Genomic DNA, 20,303 nt, shown 5'->3' on the forward strand with positions numbered 1-20,303 from the left:
GGCGGCCAGCGTTGACGGCCTAGGCGGCCCGCTGCCGCCACAGCAGGGTCACGCCAAAGGCGACGGCGCTGAGCACCAGCATGGCAATCACCATGAGTCCCCAGCTGGCCTGGTCCACCCCGCCGCCGGCGAATACGCCGATGAGCACGGTTGCGGTAATGGCGCCCACGTAGCGGCAGGTCTGGTAGATCCCGGCCGCCACCCCGCGCTCCTGCGGCCTGACGGAGAGGAACATGCCCTGGTTGGACGCGATCCCCACCGTCCCGTACGGGATGCCCATCAGGGTGGTGAGCGCCAGGACCAGCGGAATGGCCAGCGATCCGGTGAGCATCCACATCAGTGCGGCCACCAAGGTGAGAAGCACGACGCCGGCAATCAGCACGCGCCGGACGCCGAATTTGCCCATGGCCCGGACAGCCCACGGAGTGGCCAGCACGGACGTCGCGGCCAGGGGCAGCATCAGCAGCCCCACCAGCGCCGGGTCATAGCCGCCGGCTTCCTGCAGCAGCTGCGGCAGGCCGAAAAACACAAAGTAGTACACGCTGCTGAACACTGCGAACCCCAGGTAGATCAGCATCAGGGCCCGGTTCCGGCCGAGCAGCCGCAGGTCCAGGAACGGCGGGCTGAAGCGAAGTTCACGCCACACAAACAGCGCCGCGATGGCAGTCCCGGCGCCGAGCATCCACCAGCGGTAGCCCGGGGCTACGTCCAGAAGCGCCATCATGACCAGCAGGAGCGAACTCACGAAGCCCGCAATCCCGGGAATGTCCGAATCCTTGACCAGCTGGGCCAGGCTTCCCCGTTCCCTGACGCCGTCCGCCGGCGCCACCTTCCGCACGATGAAGAGTGCTGCGAGCGCCAGCGGGACGTTGACCAGGAACAGTGCCTCCCAGCCCACCTGGCCCACCAGCAGGCCGCCGGCTACGGGCCCCACCGCAGCGGCGGAGGTGTTTGCCATCTGGATCCGGCCGAGCGGCCGCGAGGATTCCGTGCCGGCCCGCTGGGTGATCGCCCCGATCATCACCACCGCGCTGGGGTAGGCCGTGGCGGTACCCAGTGCCATCACGGCACGGGCAACGCAAAGCAGCGCGAAATTGGGCGAGAACGGAGCGAGCGCGCACGTGACGGCCACGGTGCCCATGCCCAGCATGAACATCCGCCGGGGCCCGAAGCGGTCCGCCAGCCTGCCCATCAGGGGCTGGCCGGCCGCGGACGCGAGGTAGAAGGATGTGATCACCCAGGTGACGGTGGCGACGTCGAGCCCGAAGTCCGCGCGCAGGACCACCAGTGCAACGGCGATCATCGAGGAATTCAGCGGGTTCAGCGCGGTGCCGAGGCTCAGGCCTGCCACGGCCAGACCGGTCCGGGTTTTGTTGCTCACGGAAACAGTCTGGCGCACCGGCCTTTCAATCTGCGATTTTTGTGACCGTTGCCGCGCTGAGGGCTAGTATGTGCTCAACTGAGACTCCTGGGGGCAGCAGTGGAACCGATCACGGTTAAAGGCGGCAAAGGCACGGTTGACCTGGACAACGGCAGGTACATCCATCTGGTGTGGAACCGCAGTGTCCGGATCGAGGAAGTGGATGCCCAGGAGGCCATGGCAGCAGTCAACGTTGTTGCCGATGGCGGCGAGTATCCGATGCTCGTTGACATGGCCACCACCGAGTCCGTGAGCCGCCAGGCCCGGGCTGTTTTCTCCATCCCCTGCGCGGCCTCGCGGATTGCCCTGCTGGGCTCCAGCCCGGTTGACCGGGTGCTCGCCAACTTCTTCCTCAGCCTGCACGTCCCGCCCTGCCCTACCCGTTTCTTCACCGACAGGGACGATGCCATGTCCTGGCTGCTGGAATCGCCAGCTACATAGGCCGGGACACACTGACCCTGCTACCGGACTAAGCGCGGGCGCGCGGCGCCAGTGCGTCGTTCAGGAATTCCAAGTGCGCGGGAGCAATGGGAGCGGTGTCACCGGCGTAGTCAGGGTTCTTGGTGATGTACTTCTTGATGAACGGGCACACCGGCACAATCCGGAAGCCTGCGTCGACGGTCTCGTCCAGCGCCACGGCGGCGAGCCTGCCCGCAAGGCCCTGCCCGCCGTATTCCTCATTGATCACCGTGTGGTAGAAAATCCGCTGCGGCGACGTGCCGCCGTCGTAATCCTTGTACACCGCCTTGCCGATCACATTGCCGGCCACCAGCACTTCAAAACGCTCGCGGTCGGGGTTGTGGCGGATGGTGACGTCATTCATCGAAGGTCTCCTCAGTTCGGCTTCTGGTACAGCCTAACCTCGGAACCCCCGGGCTTATTTCGTCGACGGCTAGCAGGCCAGGTTCAGCGCATCCACGGCCGCCTGGGTCATTTCGAGCGATTGCGGATCCCCGAAACCGATCAGGTCCGGCCTGGGCGCACGGGCCACAGCCATGGCGATCTGCCGGGATCCGTCGGCGCTGATCAACGCAAGCGCAGCGTAGCCACGCACTACGCCGACATTGCCGAAGTAGTCGTTGTTTGAGCACGAGTCATACTGCCTGACAACACCGAGGCCGTACTGTTCGAACTTCGGGTGGTGCATCTCCTCCACGCTTTGGCGGGAAAGCAGGCTGCCCTTCTGCAGGGCAGCGAAAAAGGCGTTGAGTTCGGGGACAGTGGAAACCATCCCTGTGTCGGGGGAACCCTTGTGGAAGGGAACCAGGGTGTTGTCCTCCAGAACCCCGGTTTCAGACTTTGTGTAGCCGTGGACCATCCGCTGCGGGCCCGGTTCATCCCCCGTCATCAGGGTGTCCTTCAGGGCCAGGGGCAGCACCGTGTCATCGTGAATGACCGCCCCGATGTCCTTGCCCCGCAGCTTCTCCACAAGGAGCGCCAGCGCCGAATAATTGGTGTTGGAATAGTTGTAAAGGCTTCCAGAGCCGCCGGTCCATCGGACAGTGGCGGCTGCGGCCAGCCGCTCTTTATGGCTCATGTGCTGGTCCCCTGCGTTGCCCATCGCATACAGTGCGTCCCAATAATGGGGCATCCCGGAGCGGTGGCTGAGCAGGCTGCGGATGGTGATGGGTCCGGGCGGCTTGATGATGCTCTCGAAGTCCGGCATGTACTCCTGGATGGGGTCGTCCAGCTGGATTTTCCCTTCCTCCACAAGCTTCATGACGGACACCGCCACCATGGACATCGTGATGTCGCCAACCTGGGTCTGGTCGGTCAGTTGCACCGTTTCTTTGGTATCAAGGTTCCGGACCCCCTCTGCCGAGGCCCATTCGCCCACCCGGGACTTGACCTGGATGATGACGGCGGTCGCTCCGCCGGCGCGAATTTCCGCGCTGTACTTTTCCAGCACTGCGGCGAAGGCCGGCACCGCCCGTTCCGACGTGGTGGCCGTGGGCGACTGGACGGTGGGAGTCTGCTGGTCAGGCGGGTCCGGGGCGCTGGTGCAGCCAGCGACCGAAACCACCAGCACAGCCGCGGCGAGAGCGGCCGCGAGGCGGAAGGAGCTGAAACCACTAACGGCTGCGTGCATCCCATGTCCCTTCAAGGGGCCGGTCAGCAACTGGACTCCCGAGAGACCCGCCAGCAGCACCGGCACCTCCGATATTCCTCAAGGCCGCAAGGGGTGTCAAGGACCAGCGGCAGCCCGGTGACTTCGGCCGCCGGCCCTTGTAGTGTCGTGGGCACGGGGCAACGCGTCCCTGCCGCCTGACACCAGCGAACCAGCAACCAAGGAGAGAAGATGGCCGTCAACGACGACGAAGCACAGATCCTGGACCAGTGGACCCAGCGGCTGACACAGGCGCTGCAGATCCTGGACCTGGAAGTGGACCAGGAGTTGCTCCTTGACCTGGCACGGAAGTCCGCCGGCTCGGTGATCCACGCGGCGGCTCCGGTGACCACGTTCCTGGTGGGCTACGCGGCCGGGCTCGCCGCCGGCAACGGCAGTGCCGGGTCGAAGGAGGCGTCTTCGGCGGCAATTTCGCAGGCGGCCGACGTCGCGTTCCGGCTGTGCCAGGACGGGCACGACGGCGGCCCTGCAGCCACTGGGTGGGCGGACACCGCGCAGTAGCGACTCCGGGTCACCATCAGCGGTCCGGCCCCGCTTGGACGGTGCTGGGCCGCACCGCTCAAGCGGGCCAGAGCCGCTCATGCCGGCAGGAGCCTGAGCTAGCCTGCGGCGGTCGGCTCGTCCACGAACGCCAAAACCGGCTCCAGCCGAACGATCACGGCCTTGGACACGGGCGTCTGGCTGCCCTCGGCCACACTGTCCAGGGGCACCAGGACGTTGGCTTCGGGATAATAAGCCGCCGCACAGCCGCGGGCCGTCGGGTAGGACACCAGGCGGAAGTTGGGCAGCACCCGTTCCACGTTGTCCGCGTACACGCCGTGGACATCCACGTGCTGCCCGTCGGTCAGGCCCAGTTCCGCCAGGTCCTCGGGGCTGACGAATACGACGTCCCGGCCCTTCCTGATGCCCCGGTAGCGGTCGTTGTGGCCGTAGATGGTGGTGTTGAACTGGTCGTGCGAGCGCATGCTCTGCAGGATCAGGGTCCCCGCGGGCCGCTCCACGTGCTCCAGGTCATTGACCGTCAGCATCGCTTTGCCGGTGGGGGTGTTGAAGGTCCGCGAATCCCGCGGGCCGTTCGGCAGCACAAAGCCGCCGTCCTGTCGGATCTTCCGGTTGTAGTCCTCGCAGCCCGCCACCACATGGGAGATGTGCTCACGGACGAGGTCGTAGTCCTTTTCGAAACCCGCCCAGTCGGCGTTGACGGAGTCCCCCAGTACGTGCCGGGCCAGCCTGCTGACGATGGCAACTTCGGACAGCAGTCCCGGCGCTACAGGGTCCACGGTCCCGTGTGAGGCGTGCACGGCGCAGACGGTGTCCTCCACCGAAACGAACTGCGGCCCAGTCTCCTGCAGGTCGATTTCGGTGCGGCCCAGGGTGGGCAGGATCAGCGCTTCGGCGCCGGTGACCGTGTGCGAGCGGTTGAGCTTGGTGGAAATCTGCACCGAAAGCGCCGTATTCTCCATGGCCGCGAAGGCGGCGTGGGTGTCCGAAATGGCTCCCGCGAAGTTGCCGCCGAGTCCCACAAAAACCCGGATGCCGCCGTCGCGCATTTGCCGGACGGTTTCCACGGCGTCCACGCCGTGTTCGCGCGGCGGATCGAAGCTGAACTCCTTGCCCAGCGAGTCCAGGAAGGCCGGCGGCATCTGTTCCCAGATGCCCATTGTCCGGTCGCCCTGGACGTTGCTGTGGCCGCGGATGGGCGAGGCGCCGGCGCCGGGCTTGCCGATGTTGCCGCGGAGCAGCAGCAGGTTGATGATCTCCTTGATGGTGGCCACACCTTTTTTGTGCTGCGTGATGCCCATGGCCCAGGTGATGATCACCTTGTCGGCCCGCAGGTACCGGTCGGCGAGCTCGTCGATCTCCTCGGCCCGCAGTCCGGTGGCCGCGAGGACGGCGGCATCATCCAGGCCGGCAAGGTGCGCCTTCAGTTCCTCCAGCCCTTCGCAGTGCTCCTCGAGGAAGGCGTGGTCGAGGACAGTTCCCGGGGCCGCAGCCTCCGCGTCCAGGACGCGTTTGGAAACAGCCTGCAGGAGCGCCATGTCGCCGCCGATCCGTACCTGGATGAACTGGTCCGCCAGGTCCGTTCCGTGCCCGATGATCCCCTTGACCTTCTGCGGGTTCTTGTAACGCATCAGCCCGGCCTCCGGCAGCGGGTTCACCGCCACAATGCTGGCGCCGGCCTCCTTGGCTTCCTCCAGCGCGGTCAGCATCCTGGGGTGGTTGGTGCCCGGGTTCTGGCCCATGATGATGATCAGGTCCGCCTTGGCGAAGTCATCGTAGGAAATGGTGGCCTTGCCGATCCCGATGGTCTGCCCCATCGCCCAGCCCGAGGATTCGTGGCACATGTTGGAACAGTCCGGCAGGTTGTTGGTCCCATACGCGCGGACGAACAGCTGGTAGAGGAACGCGGCCTCGTTGGAGGTACGGCCGCTGGTGTAGAACGTGGCCTGGTCCGGACTGGCGAGGCCCTTGAGCCTGTCCGCGGCAAGGGTGAAGGCCTGCTCCCAGCTGACGGGGCGGTAGTGGTCCTCCCCCGCCGGCTTGTACACGGGCTCGGTGAGGCGCCCCTGCATCCCAAGCCAGTATTCGGACCTCTCACGCAACTCACTGACCGGGTGCTCGGCCCAGAAGCCGGACCCGATCACCACCGGAGTCGCTTCCCACGTGACCGCCTTGGCGCCGTTTTCGCAGAACTCGAAGGTCTTGCGGTGGCCGGGGTCCGGCCAGGCGCAGCTCATGCAGTCGAAGCCGTCCTTCTGGTTCAGCGCAAGCAACGTTTTCCCCGCCCGGCCCACGCCCATGTGCTTCAGGGCCGGCTGCATGGAGTGGTACACACCCGGGACGCCCGCCGCCCACGTCTTGGGATGGCCGCTGACTTCGATGCCGGACTCGTCGGCCTCTTCCACTTTCGGGTTCTTGCGCGTCACGCTGCATTCTCCTTGTTCCTGCGGATACCGACAACGCGCCGGCTTCACCGGCGGATCGGTCACTTTCCACAGTTGTTCAGGGGAGGGTGTAAGTCAAGGAGTGGGGCCGCACGCTTAGGTAGGCTGGAGGGGACTCCGACGAAAGGCCCCCAACGTGGAAGTTTCCTCCATTGTCTGGACCCTGACCATCGCGGGAATTGTTGGCTTGCTGGCCTTCGATTTCTTCTTCCATGTGCGGAAAGCCCACACGCCGTCGCTAAAGGAGTCGGCCATCTGGTCCTCCATCTACGTGGGGATCGCGCTCCTCTTCGGACTTGGCGTGCTGATGCTCGGCGGCAGCACCATGGGCACCGAATACTTCGCGGGCTATGTCACCGAGAAGGCACTGTCCGTGGACAACCTTTTTGTTTTCCTCATCATCATGGCCAGCTTCCGGGTGCCCCGGGCGGACCAGCAGAAGGTCCTGCTGTTCGGCATCGTCTTCTCGCTCATTGCCCGCACCGCGTTCATCTTCCTCGGCGCGGCCCTGATCAACAGCTTCGCCTGGGTGTTCTATATCTTCGGCCTGATCCTGCTGATCACCGCGGGCAACCTGCTCAAACCAGACAACCACGACGAAGAATCCGAAGGCCTGGTGGTCCGGCTCGCCAAGAAGTTCCTGCCGGCGTCAGAACACTACGACGGCGACAAACTCTTCACCATGGAGAACGGCAAACGCGTCCTCACCCCGATGCTCCTGGTGATGGTGGCCATCGGCGGCACTGACATCCTCTTCGCCCTGGACTCCATCCCCGCGATCTTTGGCCTGACGCAGAACGTGTACATCGTGTTCACGGCCACGGCGTTCTCGCTGATGGGCCTGCGCCAGCTGTTCTTCCTCATCGACGGACTGCTGGACCGCCTGATCTTCCTCTCCTACGGGCTCGCAGCGATCCTGGGCTTCATCGGCGTGAAGCTCATCCTGCACGCGCTGCATGAAAACAACCTGCCGTTCGTCAACGACGGCCAGCACGTCAACGTGGTGGAAGTCAGCACCGGCGTGTCCCTCACCGTGATCCTCGGCGTCCTGGTGGTCACCGTCCTGGCGTCCATCTTCAGCCCCAAGGGCAAGGCGAAGAACGCTGTGTCCGGCGCCAAGCGCCACGCCACCGACTACCTGGACCTCAACTACGAGACGGACATGGCGGAGCGGGACAAGATCTTCGCCCGGATGGTCCGCGAGGAGGACCAGATCCGGAAGCTTCCCGAGAAGTACAAGCGGCTCATCCGCAACGAGACCGAATTCCTGCAGCTGCTCCGCAGTGCCCATGCCGAGCACGATAAAGCCCAAGTGCGGGCGGCGCAGGAATAGTGCAACGCGGGGTCACATAAGGCCCCTCTGGACGTCGCGGAAGGGCCTTAAGTGGCCCCGCGTTGTCAGTGCCTGTTGCTAGATTCAAACCAAGGCCAGGGGAACCGTCCTCCGGCCAAGGCCAGTCAATGGGGAGGCCCCCGTGTTCCTGCTCGATCCTGCCAGCGATGGTCCCGGCCGCGGTGCGGCCCCGGACCTGGTGTTTTCCGCCAGCGACCTCGTGGCCGCCAGCGAGTGTGAGTACCGCACGCTCCGGATCCTGGACGAGAAGCTGGGCCGCTCGCCCAAGGCCGAGTTCCCCGACGACGAGATGCAGCGCCGCGCCGGCGCCTTGGGCGACAAGCACGAGGCCAAGGTCCTGGCTGGCCTGACCGCGCAGTACGGCGCCTGGGACGCCAGCCGTGGCGCCGGTGTGTTCACGATCGAGCGGGGCCAGAACGTCCGGGCAGACCTGGTGGCCAAGCAGGCCGAAACGGAACTGGCGCTCCGGGCCGGGGCGGACGTGGTGTTCCAGGCAACCTTCTTCGACGGCGAGTTCCTGGGCTACGCCGACTTCATCGTCAACGAGGCCGCAGGCACCGGCACCCCGGGACGGTACGAAGTCTGGGACACCAAGCTGGCCCGGCACGCGAAGGTGGGTGCACTCCTGCAGCTGGCCGCCTACGGCGACCAGCTCATCGGCATGGGCCTGGAACCATCGCCCCGGGTCACGCTGGTGCTGGGCGCCGTGGTCGACGGCGACTACGTCCGCAGCCACCACTCCCTGCCGGACCTGTTGCCGGTTTTCCGCGAGCGCCGCGACCACTTCCGCGCCCTGACCGCTGCCCACCGGGAGCGCGGTTCCTCGGTGCAGTGGCTGCAGCCTGGAATCACCTGTTGCGGGCGCTGCAATTATTGCGCGGAACAGGTCCAGGCCCACCGTGACCTCCTGATGGTCGGCGGGATGTCCACCCTCCGCCGGAAGAAGCTCATTGCCGACGGCGTCACCACCATCGATGCCCTGGCCGACCTTCCGCCGGACAGGGCCACCGGTTCGCTGGCCAGGCTCCGCGACCAGGCCCGGATGCAGCTGGGCCGCGATACTCCGGACGGATCACGGACCTTCACCAAGGACGGCGAAGACCACACTGTCACGTTCAAGGTGCTGCCCCGGAACGCCCTCAGCAGTATCCCTGCGCCCAGTCCCGGCGATATCTTCTTCGACTTCGAAGGCGACCCGCTCTGGCAGGACCCGGCCACCAGCCAGTGGGGGCTGGAGTACCTGTTCGGCGTGATCGAGGCGCCGGATGCTGCCGCCCTGGCGGCCGGCAAGCCGGTGTTCCGTCCGTTCTGGGCGCATTCCCGCTCCGGGGAACGGCAGGCCTTCCTGGACTTCCTCGCCTATGTCGAAGAACGCCGCTCGCGGTACCCCGACATGCACGTCTACCACTACGCCGCGTACGAAAAATCGGCGCTCCGGAACCTGTCCGTCACTCACCTCGCGGGCGAGGACATCGTGGACAACTGGCTCCGCGAAGGCGTGCTCGTGGACCTCTACGCCACAGCCCGCCACTCCCTCCGGATCTCCGAACCGTCCTACTCCATCAAGAAGCTCGAGCCGCTCTACATGGGTGACAACCTCCGCTCCGGCGACGTCAAGGACGCCGGGGCCTCGGTGGTGGCCTACGCCGCCTATTGCGCAGCCCGCGACGACGGCGATGACGCTACAGCCGCGGAGATCCTGGCCTCAATCTCCGACTACAACGAGTACGACTGCCTTTCCACCCTCCGCCTCCGCGACTGGCTGCTGGGGCTCCGCGGCTCGGCGTCCGGCTCCACGGCACCTGCCGGCGGCCCTGACGAAGGAGGGCACGTCGCCGGCACCCAGGCGCCGCTGGTGCCTGACGTCCCGCCGGACACACCGGAAGCGGAACCGACGCCGGAGGAACTGAGCCTCCGCGAGTATCTGGCCGGCCTCCCGGACACGCGGCCGTGGACCCCCGACGAGCGTGCCATCGCCATGGTGGCCGCCGCCACCGGCTACCACCGCCGCGAGCGGAAGCAGTTCTGGTGGGAGCACTTCGACCGCACCGAGTCCGAGATCGACCACTGGTCGGACCACCGCAACGTGTTTGTGGTGGACTCCGCTGAGGTGGTCACGGACTGGGTGCTGGCCAAGCCCACGGTCCGGATGCGCACCCGGGTCCTGCGGCTCAGCGGAACCATGAGCGAAGGCTCGGACTTCAAGCCGGGAAGCACCTGGTGCCGGCTCTACGATTCACCCGTGCCGGACGGGCTGGAGGACGCGCAGGGAAACCTGCTCGCGCGCGGCTTCACGTTCGGCACCCTGGTCACCGCCGTCGAGGACCACCCGGACACGCCGGGCAAGACCATCATCACCATTGAAGAAAAGGAAACCGGAAAGGTCCCGGCGTACCCGCACATCCCCATCGCCCTGACAGAGGACCAGCCGGTCCGCACGGCCAGCATCGAGGCCGCTCTCACCGAACTTGCCCAGTCCGTGGGCGCATCGGTTCCGCGGCTCCCGGAACACCCGGGTGTGGACATCCTCCGCAAGGCTGCGCCGCGGTTCCGTTCGCTGTCCGGTCCTGCCGCCGTCGGCAAGGACGGCTCCGGCGCGGCGGACTACGTCACGGCCATCACGACGTCCCTGCTGGACGTTGACCGTTCCTACCTCGCCGTCCAGGGACCTCCGGGCACCGGCAAGACCTACGTCGGCTCCCATGTGATTGCCCGGCTGATCGGGGAGGGCTGGAAGATCGGCGTCGTGGGCCAGTCCCACGCCGTGGTGGAGAACATGCTGTGCACCGCCATTAAAACCGCTGGAGTGGATCCGGAACGCGTGGCCAAGAAGCTGTCCACACCGCACCAGGTCCTGTGGCGGCGCACGTCCGACGACGACGTCGCTGCGCTGCTGGAGTCCCGCGGCGGCTGCCTGGTGGGCGGCACGGCGTGGACCATGACCGGCAAGTCGGTCCTTGCCGGGTCCCTGGACCTGCTGGTCATCGACGAAGCCGGGCAGTTCTCGCTGGCCAACACCCTGGCCGTGGCACGTTCAGCCAAACGCCTCCTGCTCCTGGGCGACCCGCAGCAACTGCCGCAGGTCACGCAGGGCGCCCACCCCGAACCGGTGGACGAGTCAGCGCTGGGATGGCTCGCCGCCGGGCACGCCACGCTGCCCGCGGAACTGGGCTATTTCCTGGCGGACAGTTGGCGGATGCACCCCGAACTGTGCCGCGCCGTGTCCGTCCTGAGTTATGACGGCAAACTCGAATCGGCGCCGGCGGCTTCACTCCGCAGCCTGGCCGAACTGCCACCCGGGGTGGAAACGGTGTTCGTTGAACACGCCAGCAACACCACGTCCTCCACCGAGGAGGCCGCCGAAGTGGTCAGGCAGGCCCGGCGTCACATCGGGCTGAAGTGGACTGCCGGCGGCGACCAGCCTGCCCGGCCCCTGACAGCTGAGGACGTCCTGGTGGTGGCGGCCTACAACGCCCAGGTCCAGCTGATCCGCCACGCCCTCGTCCAGGCCGGGCTTGACGGCGTGAGGGTGGGAACCGTGGACAAGTTCCAGGGCCAGGAGGCACCCGTGGTTCTGGTGTCCATGGCGTGTTCGGCTGTTGCCGAGGCTCCCCGCGGCGCGGAATTCCTGCTGAACCGGAACCGGATCAACGTCGCAGTGTCCCGGGGCCAATGGCGGGCGGTGATTGTCCGCTCCCCAGAACTCACCAGCTACATGCCGCGGAAACCCGAGGTGCTGGAGCAGCTCGGGGCGTTCATCGGCCTGAGCCCGCGGACCGGCTGAGGATATGCCCCGAGGGCATTCCGAAGGCCCCGGTCAGCGGGCCCTGAAGCCGCGGAAGGCACCCTCGGCCGCGGACAGGGTATCTTCAACCCGTTCCACCCGGCCGGGGGTGTTGTCCGAATTCAGCCAGTCCAGCAGCTCCTGGATCCGGTGTTGCGGCCCTTCGGCAATCACCGACACGGAACCGTCGTCGAGGTTTTTCACCAGCCCCGTCAGGCCCAGTTCCTCGGCCTTGCCCATCGTCCAGAAACGGAATCCGACACCCTGCACCACGCCGAAGACGCGGGCAGAAAGCCGGATGTCGCCGTCGTCCTGTGGTGTAGAGTCCCGTCCTGCCGAGCCCTGTCCTGCGGGGCCCGGCCGTACGTCGTCCTGTCCTGCGGAGTGCCGTCCTGCCGGAGGTGCCATGGCGTCAGGACTGCTTGACCAGCGCCGCTTCGACGTTGATCTTCACCTTGTCGCTGACCAGCAGGCCGCCGGCTTCCAGCGCCGCGTTCCAGGTCAGGCCGAACTCCTTGCGGCTGATCTCAGCCTCCGCGGAGAAGCCTGCACGGGTGGCTCCGAACGGGTCAACGGCCACCCCGGTGAATTCGACTTCGAGTTCGATGGGTTTGGTGATGCCGCGGATGGTGAGGTCGCCGGTGAGGGTGTAGTCCTCGCCGTCGCCCTCAACTGAGGTGGCGCGGAAGGTCATCTCGGGGAAGGTCTCCACGTCGAAGAAATCCGGGCCCTTGACGTGGCCGTCCCGGTTGGCGTCGCCGGAATCGAAACTGGCGGTCTTCACTGTGGCGTGCAGCGAGGCCTCGGCCAGCGATCCGCCGATCCGGGCCTCGGCACTGGCATCCGTGAAGCGGCCGCGGACCTTGCTGATGCCCGCGTGGCGGACCGTGAAGCCGATCTCGCTGTGGGACATGTCCAGCGTCCAGACGCCCGGCGTGATTCCTGAGGGAAGAGTCATTTTCCGCATCTCCTAAGTGGGTGGAAACCGGTCACAGCGACCAAAACCCACAGTGCGTCACTCCGCAGTTTTTGTCCAGATAGGGGCGGTCGACCTGTCCCGGTGCGGCCCCTATCTGGACAAAAACTCCCCTGGCGGACTCAGTTGATGGTGATGTCCCGCGTGCGGTGGTCGTAGCGGATGGTGACAGCGCCACCGTTGTGGTGCAGTTCGTGGTTGGGGCCATCGAACGTGCCGAACGCGCCGTAGTTCTCTTCCCAGGAACGGTTCAGCGCGATCTTGAACGTGTAGTAGCCGGCGGGCAGTTCCGCGTCGATCTTCCACTGCTGTGCGACGAAGTCGAACGCCATCTGGGCTTCGTCATACTGCGGAGCCCAGTTCTCGGGGGCGCCCAGGAGCGTGTTGAAGTCGCCGGCAACTGCCACCGCCTCAGGCTGGGGGAAGGTCTCCACGTCCGGGCCTTCAAGCGACGCGGCGACAACGGCTTCAGACTTCGTCTTGGGGGCTGCTTTGCGCGAACGGACAGCCTTGACCACCGGCTCCACGGCCTCTTCGATGATCTTGGCGGCCTTGCCAACGGCCTCGGCGGCCTTCTTGGCGGGCGCCTTCTTCGCTGGAGCCTTCTTGGCGGGGGCCTTCGTCACGGTTTCGTCAGCGGCCTCGGCGTTCTTGACCACGGCGGACTTGCGCGTGGTCCGGGCCGCGGCAACCTTGGCGGGAGCGGCAATGGGCGCCACCGGAACCGGGGTGTTGGCCGGAACGGGGGTTCCGGCGTCGAGCGCTGCGGCAAAAGCGTCGGCATCGGCGAAGGCAACCGTGGCCCGCATCCCGTCCTCGGTGATGGTCCACCCGGAACGGCCCTTGACCAGCCAGCCGGCCTTGACCAGCTTGGCCGTGGCGGAGGTGAGGGTCTTGTGGCCGCGGGGAATCCCGCCGCTGAGCAGTTCGGCCTCGTGCGGGCTGAATGGCACGCGGACAGTGGCCTCGGCGAGCACGCCTCCTGCGTTCAGCGCATCGCCGGTCCACGTGCCTTCCGTCAGGACATCCAGCACGGATTTGAGTCGAAGGTTGGTGTTTTCTGTGGCGGACTTGGCCATGATTCCCCTTTGTAAAGCGATCGGTCTCTAGGCATCTTGCCAACAGCCTGTTAAATCGCACGACTTGAATTGGTTAACTCTGCGTGTCGTGACCGACTATGACGCGAGTTACACCGGAAGTGAGGCGGGAGTCTCGGGTCTGGGGCTGTTTACTCAACCCCGGGGCGCTGAAACGGGCTCCGCCGGTCCCTGCCCGGACACGCTTGCGGCACCAGTGTAGCGGCAGGCGGCACCGGCCGCGTCGCCGGCGTTGGGGCTAAGCGCGGTTCAGCTCGTCCACCAACTCGGCTTTCCGTTCTTCGGACGCGAACGATGAGTGGATGGAGTTGGCCGCGAGCCGGGCCCGGTCAAACTCGGAAAGCCCGAAGGCGGCCTCCAGCTGCGTGAAGTTGTCGTCGACGTAGCCGCCGAAGTACGCCGGATCATCGGAGTTTACGGAGACGTTGAGCCCGGCGGCGAGCATGGCCGGAAGCGGGTGGTCTGCCAGGGTGTCCACGGCGCGGAGCCGGACGTTGGACAGCGGGCAGACGGTCAGCGGAATACGGTCTGCCACGAGCCGCTCCACCAGGTCGGGGTCCTCCATGCAGCGGATGCCGTGGTCGATCCGCTCCACTCCCAGGACGTCCAGCGCTTCAATGATGTACGACGCCGGTCCCTCCTCGCCCGCGTGGGCGGTCAGCCGCAGGCCCGCTTCCCGGGCCTTGGCGAACAGGCGTTCAAACTTCGACGGCGGATTGCCCACCTCGGCCGAGTCCAGGCCGATCGCACCGATCGGGGCGTTCATGGCCAGCAGTCCGTCCAGGACCTCCAGTGCAGACTCCTCCGACAGATCCCGCAGGAACGCGGCAATAAGCATGGTGGAGATGCCGAAGTCCTTCACCGACGTCGCCAGGGCAGATGCCACTCCGTTGACGCAGGTCTCCAAGCTGACGCCGCGGGACAGGTGCGCCTGCGGGTCCATCATGATCTCCGCGTGCCGGACACCGGCGGCGGCGGCCCGGGCAAGGTACGCCCGGGTCATATCCGCGAAGTCCTGTTCGGTCTGGAGCACGGCCATGTTGGCGTAGTAGAGGTCCAGGAAGGACTGCAGGTCAGTGAACTCGTACAGTCCACGAAGTTCGTCAAGGCCCGAGTACGGGAGGGTGATGCCGTTGCGCTCCGCCAGTTCGAAGATCAGCTCCGGCTGCAGGGTGCCCTCGATGTGCAGGTGCAGCTCGGCGACGGGGAGGATCCTCACCGCCGCTTCAGTCTCGGGAGCTTGTGCTTCTGAAGGTTCCGTCCCGCGAACTTCCGCCCCCGGAAGTTCCGCCCCCGGAAGTTCCGTCGCAGGAAGTTCCGTCTCTGGAAGCGGATCGGCGGCAGTGTCCCGGTAATTGTCCATCGGGTCAGGATATCGCCCGTCGGCCTGTTCGCGGCTAGAGTCGGATCAATGCGGAACCCTAAGCAGGCTGACGATCTTTCACTTCCCACTCCCGGCCATCTGGCGGACGGTTATGTCCGGGTCCGGGGCGCGCGGGAGAACAACCTGCGGAATGTGGATGTGGATGTGCCGCGCGACTCGATCGTGGCGTTCACGGGCGTGTCCGGCTCGGGGAAGTCCTCACTCGCCTTCGGCACTATCTACGCCGAAGCCCAGCGCCGCTACTTTGAATCCGTAGCCCCCTACGCGCGCCGCCTCATCCAGCAGGGCCACAACCCCAAGGTGGAGATGATCTCCGGGCTGCCACCCGCCGTCGCCCTTCAACAACGCCGCGGCGCACCCAGCAGCCGTTCCACCGTGGGCACGGTGACTACGCTCTCCAACTCGCTCCGGATGCTGTTTTCCCGTGCGGGGACCTACCCGGCCGGTGCCAAACAGCTGGACTCCGACGCGTTTTCGCCGAACACCGCGGCCGGCGCCTGCCCCGAATGCCACGGCCTGGGAGTCGCGCACACCGTGAGCGAGGAATCCCTGGTCCCCGACCCGGCCCTCACCATCCGGGAAGGTGCCGTCGCGGCGTGGCCGGGCGCCTGGCAGGGCAAGAACCTCCGCGACATCCTCAGCCACCTGGGCTACGACGTGGACGTGCCGTGGCGGAAGCTGCCCCGGAAGCAGCGCGACTGGATCCTGTTCACCGACGAGCAGCCCGTCGTCGAAGTCACGCCCGAACGCGACCGTGTGGCCAAGCCGTACAAGGGCCGGTTCTGGAGCGCCAAAAGCTATGTCCTGCACACCCTGGCGGACTCCCAGAGCGCGGCCATGCGCGAGCGCGTCCTGGCGTTCATGGAGTCCGGTCCGTGTCCGCGCTGCGGCGGCACGGGACTGCGGCCCGAAGCCCTCGCCGTGTCCTTTGCCGGCCGGACCATCGCCGACCTCAACGCCGCGCCGATGGTGGAGCTGGCCGAGATCATCCGCCCCACCGCGGGCCTGAAGGAGGCCGGCACCGCATCACGCCGGCAGTCCTCCGGCGAGGACAACGAGGTGGCCGTGGCCATCACCGCGGACCTCCTGCACCGCATCACCGTGCTCCTGGACCTGGGGCTGGGATACCTGGCGCTGGGCCGCGCCACGCCCACCCTCTCCCCTGGCGAAATGCAGCGGCTGAGGATCGCCACCCAGCTCCGCTCCGGGCTGTTCGGCGTGATCTACGTGCTGGACGAGCCGTCCGCGGGCCTCCATCCGGCCGATGCCGAGCCGCTCCTGGCGGTGCTGGACCAGCTCAAGGCCTCGGGCAACTCGGTCTTCGTGGTGGAACACAACATGGACGTGGTCCGCCGCGCAGACTGGCTGGTGGACGTTGGCCCCCGCGCCGGTGAAGGCGGCGGTGAGGTGCTCTACAGCGGCCCGGTCGCCGGGCTGGCGGCCATCGCGGAGTCGGTCACCCGTCCATTCCTGTTCGACGGCGGCGGGACGTCCGACGGCGGCGCCTCACCGCGTGCCGGTGCCCGGGAGCCTGATGGCTGGCTGGAGCTGGCCGGCATCAGCCGGCACAACCTCAAAGACCTTGACGCGCGGTTTCCTTTGGGCGTTCTGACGGCAGTCACCGGAGTGTCCGGCTCCGGCAAATCCACCCTGGTCAGCCATGTCCTCGGGGAGGTGGTGGGCTCCGGCCTGAAAACCCACCAGCCGGCGAACCCGGCGGAACCTGACGACGCAGGCCCGGCTACGCCCCTGTCGGTTGGGCCGGTCAGCGGCGCGGAACGGATCGACAGGCTGGTCACGGTGGACCAGAAGCCTATTGGCCGCACGCCGCGCTCCAACCTGGCCACCTACACGGGGCTCTTCGACGCTGTGCGCAAGGAATTCGCCGCGACGGAGCAGGCCCGGGCCCGCGGTTTCGGCGCAGGGAGATTCTCCTTCAACGTCGCCGGGGGCCGCTGCGAAACGTGCCAGGGCGAGGGGTTCGTAGCCGTGGAGCTGCTCTTCCTCCCGGGCAGTTACGGCCCGTGCCCGGAGTGCGGCGGTTCCCGGTACAACCCCGAAACCCTGGAGGTCACCTACCAGGGCAAGAACGTGGCTGAGGTGCTGCGCCTGACGGTGGACGCGGCCGCCGGATTCCTGTCCGACATTCCCGCCGCTGCCCGCAGCCTGAAGAGCCTCCGGGACGTGGGCCTGGGCTACCTCCGGCTGGGCCAGCCCGCCACCGAGCTGTCCGGCGGCGAGGCCCAGCGCATCAAGCTGGCCACCGAACTGCAGCGTACCCAGCGAGGCCACACCCTTTACCTGCTGGACGAGCCAACCACCGGGCTCCACCCCGCCGACGTCCAACTGCTCATGGCCCAGCTCCACGGACTGGTGGACAGCGGCAACACAGTAGTGGTCGTGGAACACGAGATGGCCGTTGTGGCGGCGGCGGACTGGGTCATTGACCTGGGCCCCTCGGGCGGGGACGCCGGCGGCCGGATCGTCGCCACCGGAACCGCGTCCGACGTCGCGCGTTCACCTCACAGCCGCACCGCGCCCTACCTGGCGGCGGCACTTCCCCAGCCGGCCACCAGCCAACGCCCAGAAACCATCTCGGTTTGATAACGGCACCGTGATGTCCTAGCGTGAAATACAAGCCCGTAATTCGGGCGACATGAATGCCCGGTGCTGCCTCCACCAGAACTGCCCGGCCGGCAGACACCGAACATGACCTCTAATCGTCAGGGGCGGGCAGTGGCGCGACGACCTCCGGGGACGGATCGAGCGCAGGTGGCCTTCAGGAGCATCACCACATGAAAAACACCACTTTCCGTACTGCCGCACGCCGTGGAGTAACCCTTGCCGCCGTCTCAGCTGCAGGGCTTGCACTCTCCGCAACCGCCGCCAACGCGGCCACCAGCACCTCAACGTGGGACGCCCTCGCCCAGTGTGAAAGCGGCGGCAACTGGTCCACCAACACCGGCAACGGCTACACGGGCGGCCTGCAGTTCAGCGACAGCACGTGGGCTGCCTACGGCGGCACCGGCTCCGCGGCCAACGCCACCCGCGAACAGCAGATCGCCGTGGCCGAACAGGTCCAGGCCTCGCAGGGTTGGGGAGCATGGCCCTCCTGCGCGTCCCAGCTGGGCCTGAGCGGCGGTGGCGGCGCGACGGCGGTTGCTCCACAAAGCGTCCCGGTCCAGAGCGTGCCGGCCCAGAGCGTGCCGGTCCAGAGCGCGCCGGCCGTCCAGGCGCCGGCCGTCCAGGCGCCCACGGATGCGGTGGCGGCTTCGCAGCATGCCGCGCCCGTTGCCCTGAGTGGGGAGACCTACACACTCGAGGCGGGCGACACCCTCAGCACGGCCGCCGATAAGCTTGGCATCGAGGGCGGCTGGCAGAGCCTGGCCGACGCAAACCTGGACACCATCGCCGATCCCGATCTGGTGTTCGCGGGGCAGGTACTGCAGCTTCCCGCCTAACGGCCCGGACTGACCATTAACAACGACGCCGGAGCGTCCCCCCAGCGGGGAGCTCCGGCGTCGTTGTTGTGTCTTGAGTTTGTGGTTGGCTGCCGAAGTTACGCGGCGGCCGGGATTTCGCGGACGATGCGAACCTTCCAGGCGGCGTCGTCACTGGTGTCCAGGAGGGCCACAGTGCCGTGCGCGACATTCAGGGCCACGCGCTTGGCTGCCAGCAGTTCGAGGTAGAGGTGCTCGTTCATGCGGCTGGGCGTGTCGATCATGTACTTCACGGCGTCGCGGACCTTGCGGTAGTTGGCGCTGCGTTCGCGGTGCAGGTGCAGTTCAAGGGACTGGCGCTGGCGGACTTTGGGTTCGTGCTTGTTGAGCCAGGACACAGCCGCGTGCACGCCGACCACCAGGGCCAGTGATACGGCGTAGATCCACCAGCCGCTGGTCAGGAGGAACAGGGGCAGGTTTGCGATGGCCACAATCGCAATGATGACGCGCAGGGCGGCGATCTTGCGGAGGGTCAGTGCCACGGCGGCCAGGGCGGCGCGGAAGCCGTGCTGGTCCTTGCGGGCCGTGGCGGGGTCGATCGTGAATTCGTCAAGGACCAGGATGCCCTTGGCCTCCGGGCTCAGCATCTGCCCGAACTTGGGCGTGAAAGGCTGGGCAGTACCGGCGGTCATTTCAGGTGTAGTTGTCATGTAGGGGCTTCCGGGACGCTGGGGTGTTTCGGTGATCTTAGTGGTTGGGCCTATCCACTGTATGCATCGGTCCACTATGTGAACATTCGCCGTGCCGCTCCTGTGGCGGCCGGCACTGCAATTGGCACTTGAGCCGCATGCCGTCAGACTGAAGGGATGCAAACCTTCCTCCCGTACCCCGATTTCCGGCAGAGCGCCGCAGCACTGGACACTGCCAGGCTTGGCAAGCAGCGCGTTGAGGCGCTGCAGACGCTTCGGGCGCTGGTCATTCCCGAGTACGGCTGGCAGACCCACCCTGCCGTCCGCATGTGGATGGGCTACGTTCCTGCCCTGACCATGTACGGCCTGGCCATGGTGGACGAGTGGACCGAACGTGGCCACCCGGACAACACCCGCGCCAACATCATGGAGTTCGCACCGCAGGCAGCCCACCCGGACTACGCGGCCAAGATCCCCATGCCGCCATGGTTGGGGAACTCTGATTTCCACCTGAGCCACCGGTCCAAGCTGCTGCGCAAGGAACCGAAGTTCTACAAAACGGTCTTTCCTGACGCCGTGCCGGACATCGACTACATCTGGCCCGAGCCCAAGCATGAGTTCCTGCCCGCGGACCCCGAGGATGACATCCTGTGGATCCTGCGCTCCCCGCACGAGGAATTCAGCCCGGAGACGCTGAACACCGTTGCCCTGCCGCCGGTCCGCCGCAATGCGGCGGCAGCCGAACAGGACGACTACTCCCCCGTCTACGCGGACGACGGATCCCGCCGCCCCTCCAAGCAGCCCCGGAAGCTTCCGCCGAAAGCAAAGATCAAGAAGCCCACGAGGAAGCGCCAGGCCCAGGAGGAAGCGTTTGCCACGCTCCCGGGCAAGACCGCTGTGGCGGTTTCGTTCGAGGACGGCGCCAAATTCGCCGTAGGCCAGGTGCTGGGCCGGCCCATCACGCTCGAAGACGGCCGCTTCGGCCGCAACTTCAGCGTCACCGAAGTGATCGACCGGTCCGCGTTCGACTACCCGGCGCTGCTGCAGGACCCCCGGGTGTTCTTCCCGGTCCCTGCCCCCTGACCG

General features: G+C 66.6%; 16 protein-coding genes. 7 read left to right on the forward strand and 9 right to left on the reverse strand.

All coding sequences use genetic code 11. From position 1 onward, the window contains the following. Window positions 1-19 precede the first annotated feature (19 nt). A complete protein-coding gene (locus J2X42_RS16390; RefSeq protein WP_310166844.1) occupies window positions 20-1,381 on the reverse strand; it encodes an MFS transporter in 1,362 nt (453 codons plus the stop codon). Between the two features lie 99 nt (window positions 1,382-1,480). Between J2X42_RS16390 and J2X42_RS16395 the strand changes: the two genes are divergently transcribed. Further along, window positions 1,481-1,861, forward strand: a complete 381-nt coding sequence (locus tag J2X42_RS16395; RefSeq protein ID WP_310166845.1) for an STAS/SEC14 domain-containing protein — start codon at window positions 1,481-1,483, stop codon at window positions 1,859-1,861. A gap of 28 nt (window positions 1,862-1,889) precedes the next feature. On the opposite strand, the gene J2X42_RS16400 is transcribed toward J2X42_RS16395, so the two are convergent. Together J2X42_RS16400 and J2X42_RS16405 are read right to left on the reverse strand one after the other, a co-directional pair. After that, a complete protein-coding gene (locus J2X42_RS16400) occupies window positions 1,890-2,243 on the reverse strand; it encodes a GNAT family N-acetyltransferase (RefSeq protein ID WP_310166846.1) in 354 nt (117 codons plus the stop codon). Window positions 2,244-2,312: 69 nt separating this feature from the next. Next, window positions 2,313-3,509, reverse strand: a complete 1,197-nt coding sequence (locus tag J2X42_RS16405; protein WP_310166848.1) for a serine hydrolase — start codon at window positions 3,507-3,509, stop codon at window positions 2,313-2,315. A 210-nt stretch (window positions 3,510-3,719) separates the two neighbouring features. Between J2X42_RS16405 and J2X42_RS16410 the strand changes: the two genes are divergently transcribed. Continuing rightward, window positions 3,720-4,049 carry a DUF6457 domain-containing protein gene (locus J2X42_RS16410; RefSeq protein WP_310166849.1) on the forward strand — a complete coding sequence of 110 codons (330 nt, stop codon included), beginning with the start codon at window positions 3,720-3,722 and terminating at the stop codon, window positions 4,047-4,049. 98 nt (window positions 4,050-4,147) lie between these two features. On the opposite strand, the gene J2X42_RS16415 is transcribed toward J2X42_RS16410, so the two are convergent. Beyond that, on the reverse strand, window positions 4,148-6,475 hold the full coding sequence (locus tag J2X42_RS16415) for an FdhF/YdeP family oxidoreductase (protein ID WP_310166850.1): 2,328 nt from the start codon (window positions 6,473-6,475) through the stop codon (window positions 4,148-4,150). Window positions 6,476-6,629: 154 nt separating this feature from the next. On the opposite strand from J2X42_RS16415, the gene J2X42_RS16420 reads away from it, so the two are divergent. Further along, entirely contained in the window at window positions 6,630-7,826 is a 1,197-nt protein-coding gene (locus J2X42_RS16420; RefSeq protein ID WP_310166852.1) for a TerC family protein, read from the forward strand. A gap of 142 nt (window positions 7,827-7,968) precedes the next feature. Then, window positions 7,969-11,631: a TM0106 family RecB-like putative nuclease gene (locus J2X42_RS16425; protein WP_310166855.1), complete on the forward strand. Its 3,663-nt coding sequence runs from the start codon at window positions 7,969-7,971 to the stop codon at window positions 11,629-11,631. Between the two features lie 33 nt (window positions 11,632-11,664). On the opposite strand, the gene J2X42_RS16430 is transcribed toward J2X42_RS16425, so the two are convergent. From J2X42_RS16430 to J2X42_RS16445, 4 genes are all read right to left on the reverse strand, one after another. After that, a complete protein-coding gene (locus tag J2X42_RS16430) occupies window positions 11,665-12,039 on the reverse strand; it encodes an acylphosphatase (RefSeq protein ID WP_310166857.1) in 375 nt (124 codons plus the stop codon). Window positions 12,040-12,043: 4 nt separating this feature from the next. After that, window positions 12,044-12,589 carry a YceI family protein gene (locus tag J2X42_RS16435; RefSeq protein ID WP_310166858.1) on the reverse strand — a complete coding sequence of 182 codons (546 nt, stop codon included), beginning with the start codon at window positions 12,587-12,589 and terminating at the stop codon, window positions 12,044-12,046. A gap of 140 nt (window positions 12,590-12,729) precedes the next feature. Continuing rightward, a complete protein-coding gene (locus tag J2X42_RS16440; RefSeq protein ID WP_310166859.1) occupies window positions 12,730-13,686 on the reverse strand; it encodes a glycosidase in 957 nt (318 codons plus the stop codon). Between the two features lie 256 nt (window positions 13,687-13,942). Further along, window positions 13,943-15,067 carry an adenosine deaminase gene (locus J2X42_RS16445; RefSeq protein ID WP_310166862.1) on the reverse strand — a complete coding sequence of 375 codons (1,125 nt, stop codon included), beginning with the start codon at window positions 15,065-15,067 and terminating at the stop codon, window positions 13,943-13,945. 48 nt (window positions 15,068-15,115) lie between these two features. Between J2X42_RS16445 and J2X42_RS16450 the strand changes: the two genes are divergently transcribed. Together J2X42_RS16450 and J2X42_RS16455 are read left to right on the forward strand one after the other, a co-directional pair. Continuing rightward, window positions 15,116-17,692: an excinuclease ABC subunit UvrA gene (locus J2X42_RS16450; RefSeq protein ID WP_310166865.1), complete on the forward strand. Its 2,577-nt coding sequence runs from the start codon at window positions 15,116-15,118 to the stop codon at window positions 17,690-17,692. 191 nt (window positions 17,693-17,883) lie between these two features. Beyond that, window positions 17,884-18,549 (forward strand): transglycosylase family protein, encoded by a 666-nt coding sequence (locus J2X42_RS16455; RefSeq protein WP_310166867.1) that lies wholly within the window; start codon window positions 17,884-17,886, stop codon window positions 18,547-18,549. 98 nt (window positions 18,550-18,647) lie between these two features. On the opposite strand, the gene J2X42_RS16460 is transcribed toward J2X42_RS16455, so the two are convergent. Further along, window positions 18,648-19,238 (reverse strand): hypothetical protein, encoded by a 591-nt coding sequence (locus tag J2X42_RS16460; RefSeq protein WP_310166869.1) that lies wholly within the window; start codon window positions 19,236-19,238, stop codon window positions 18,648-18,650. A 156-nt stretch (window positions 19,239-19,394) separates the two neighbouring features. On the opposite strand from J2X42_RS16460, the gene J2X42_RS16465 reads away from it, so the two are divergent. Then, window positions 19,395-20,300 (forward strand): MSMEG_6728 family protein, encoded by a 906-nt coding sequence (locus J2X42_RS16465; protein WP_310166874.1) that lies wholly within the window; start codon window positions 19,395-19,397, stop codon window positions 20,298-20,300. The last annotated feature ends 3 nt before the right edge of the window (window positions 20,301-20,303 follow it).

Origin of the sequence: Arthrobacter sp. BE255 (assembly GCF_031457335.1) — a bacterium.
In the GTDB taxonomy this organism is placed as follows: Bacteria; Actinomycetota; Actinomycetes; order Actinomycetales; family Micrococcaceae; genus Arthrobacter.

Bases quoted from the DNA above. Each gene is read 5' to 3' on its own strand.
- J2X42_RS16400 (WP_310166846.1), bottom strand. From the start codon at position 2,243: ATGAATGACGTCACCATCCGCCACAACCCCGACCGCGAGCGTTTTGAA.
- J2X42_RS16405 (WP_310166848.1), bottom strand. From the start codon at position 3,509: ATGCACGCAGCCGTTAGTGGTTTCAGCTCCTTCCGCCTCGCGGCCGCT.
- J2X42_RS16410 (WP_310166849.1), top strand. From the start codon at position 3,720: ATGGCCGTCAACGACGACGAAGCACAGATCCTGGACCAGTGGACCCAG.
- J2X42_RS16430 (WP_310166857.1), bottom strand. From the start codon at position 12,039: ATGGCACCTCCGGCAGGACGGCACTCCGCAGGACAGGACGACGTACGG.
- J2X42_RS16435 (WP_310166858.1), bottom strand. From the start codon at position 12,589: ATGACTCTTCCCTCAGGAATCACGCCGGGCGTCTGGACGCTGGACATG.
- J2X42_RS16440 (WP_310166859.1), bottom strand. From the start codon at position 13,686: ATGGCCAAGTCCGCCACAGAAAACACCAACCTTCGACTCAAATCCGTG.
- J2X42_RS16445 (WP_310166862.1), bottom strand. From the start codon at position 15,067: ATGGACAATTACCGGGACACTGCCGCCGATCCGCTTCCAGAGACGGAA.
- J2X42_RS16450 (WP_310166865.1), top strand. From the start codon at position 15,116: ATGCGGAACCCTAAGCAGGCTGACGATCTTTCACTTCCCACTCCCGGC.
- J2X42_RS16455 (WP_310166867.1), top strand. From the start codon at position 17,884: ATGAAAAACACCACTTTCCGTACTGCCGCACGCCGTGGAGTAACCCTT.
- J2X42_RS16460 (WP_310166869.1), bottom strand. From the start codon at position 19,238: ATGACAACTACACCTGAAATGACCGCCGGTACTGCCCAGCCTTTCACG.
- J2X42_RS16465 (WP_310166874.1), top strand. From the start codon at position 19,395: ATGCAAACCTTCCTCCCGTACCCCGATTTCCGGCAGAGCGCCGCAGCA.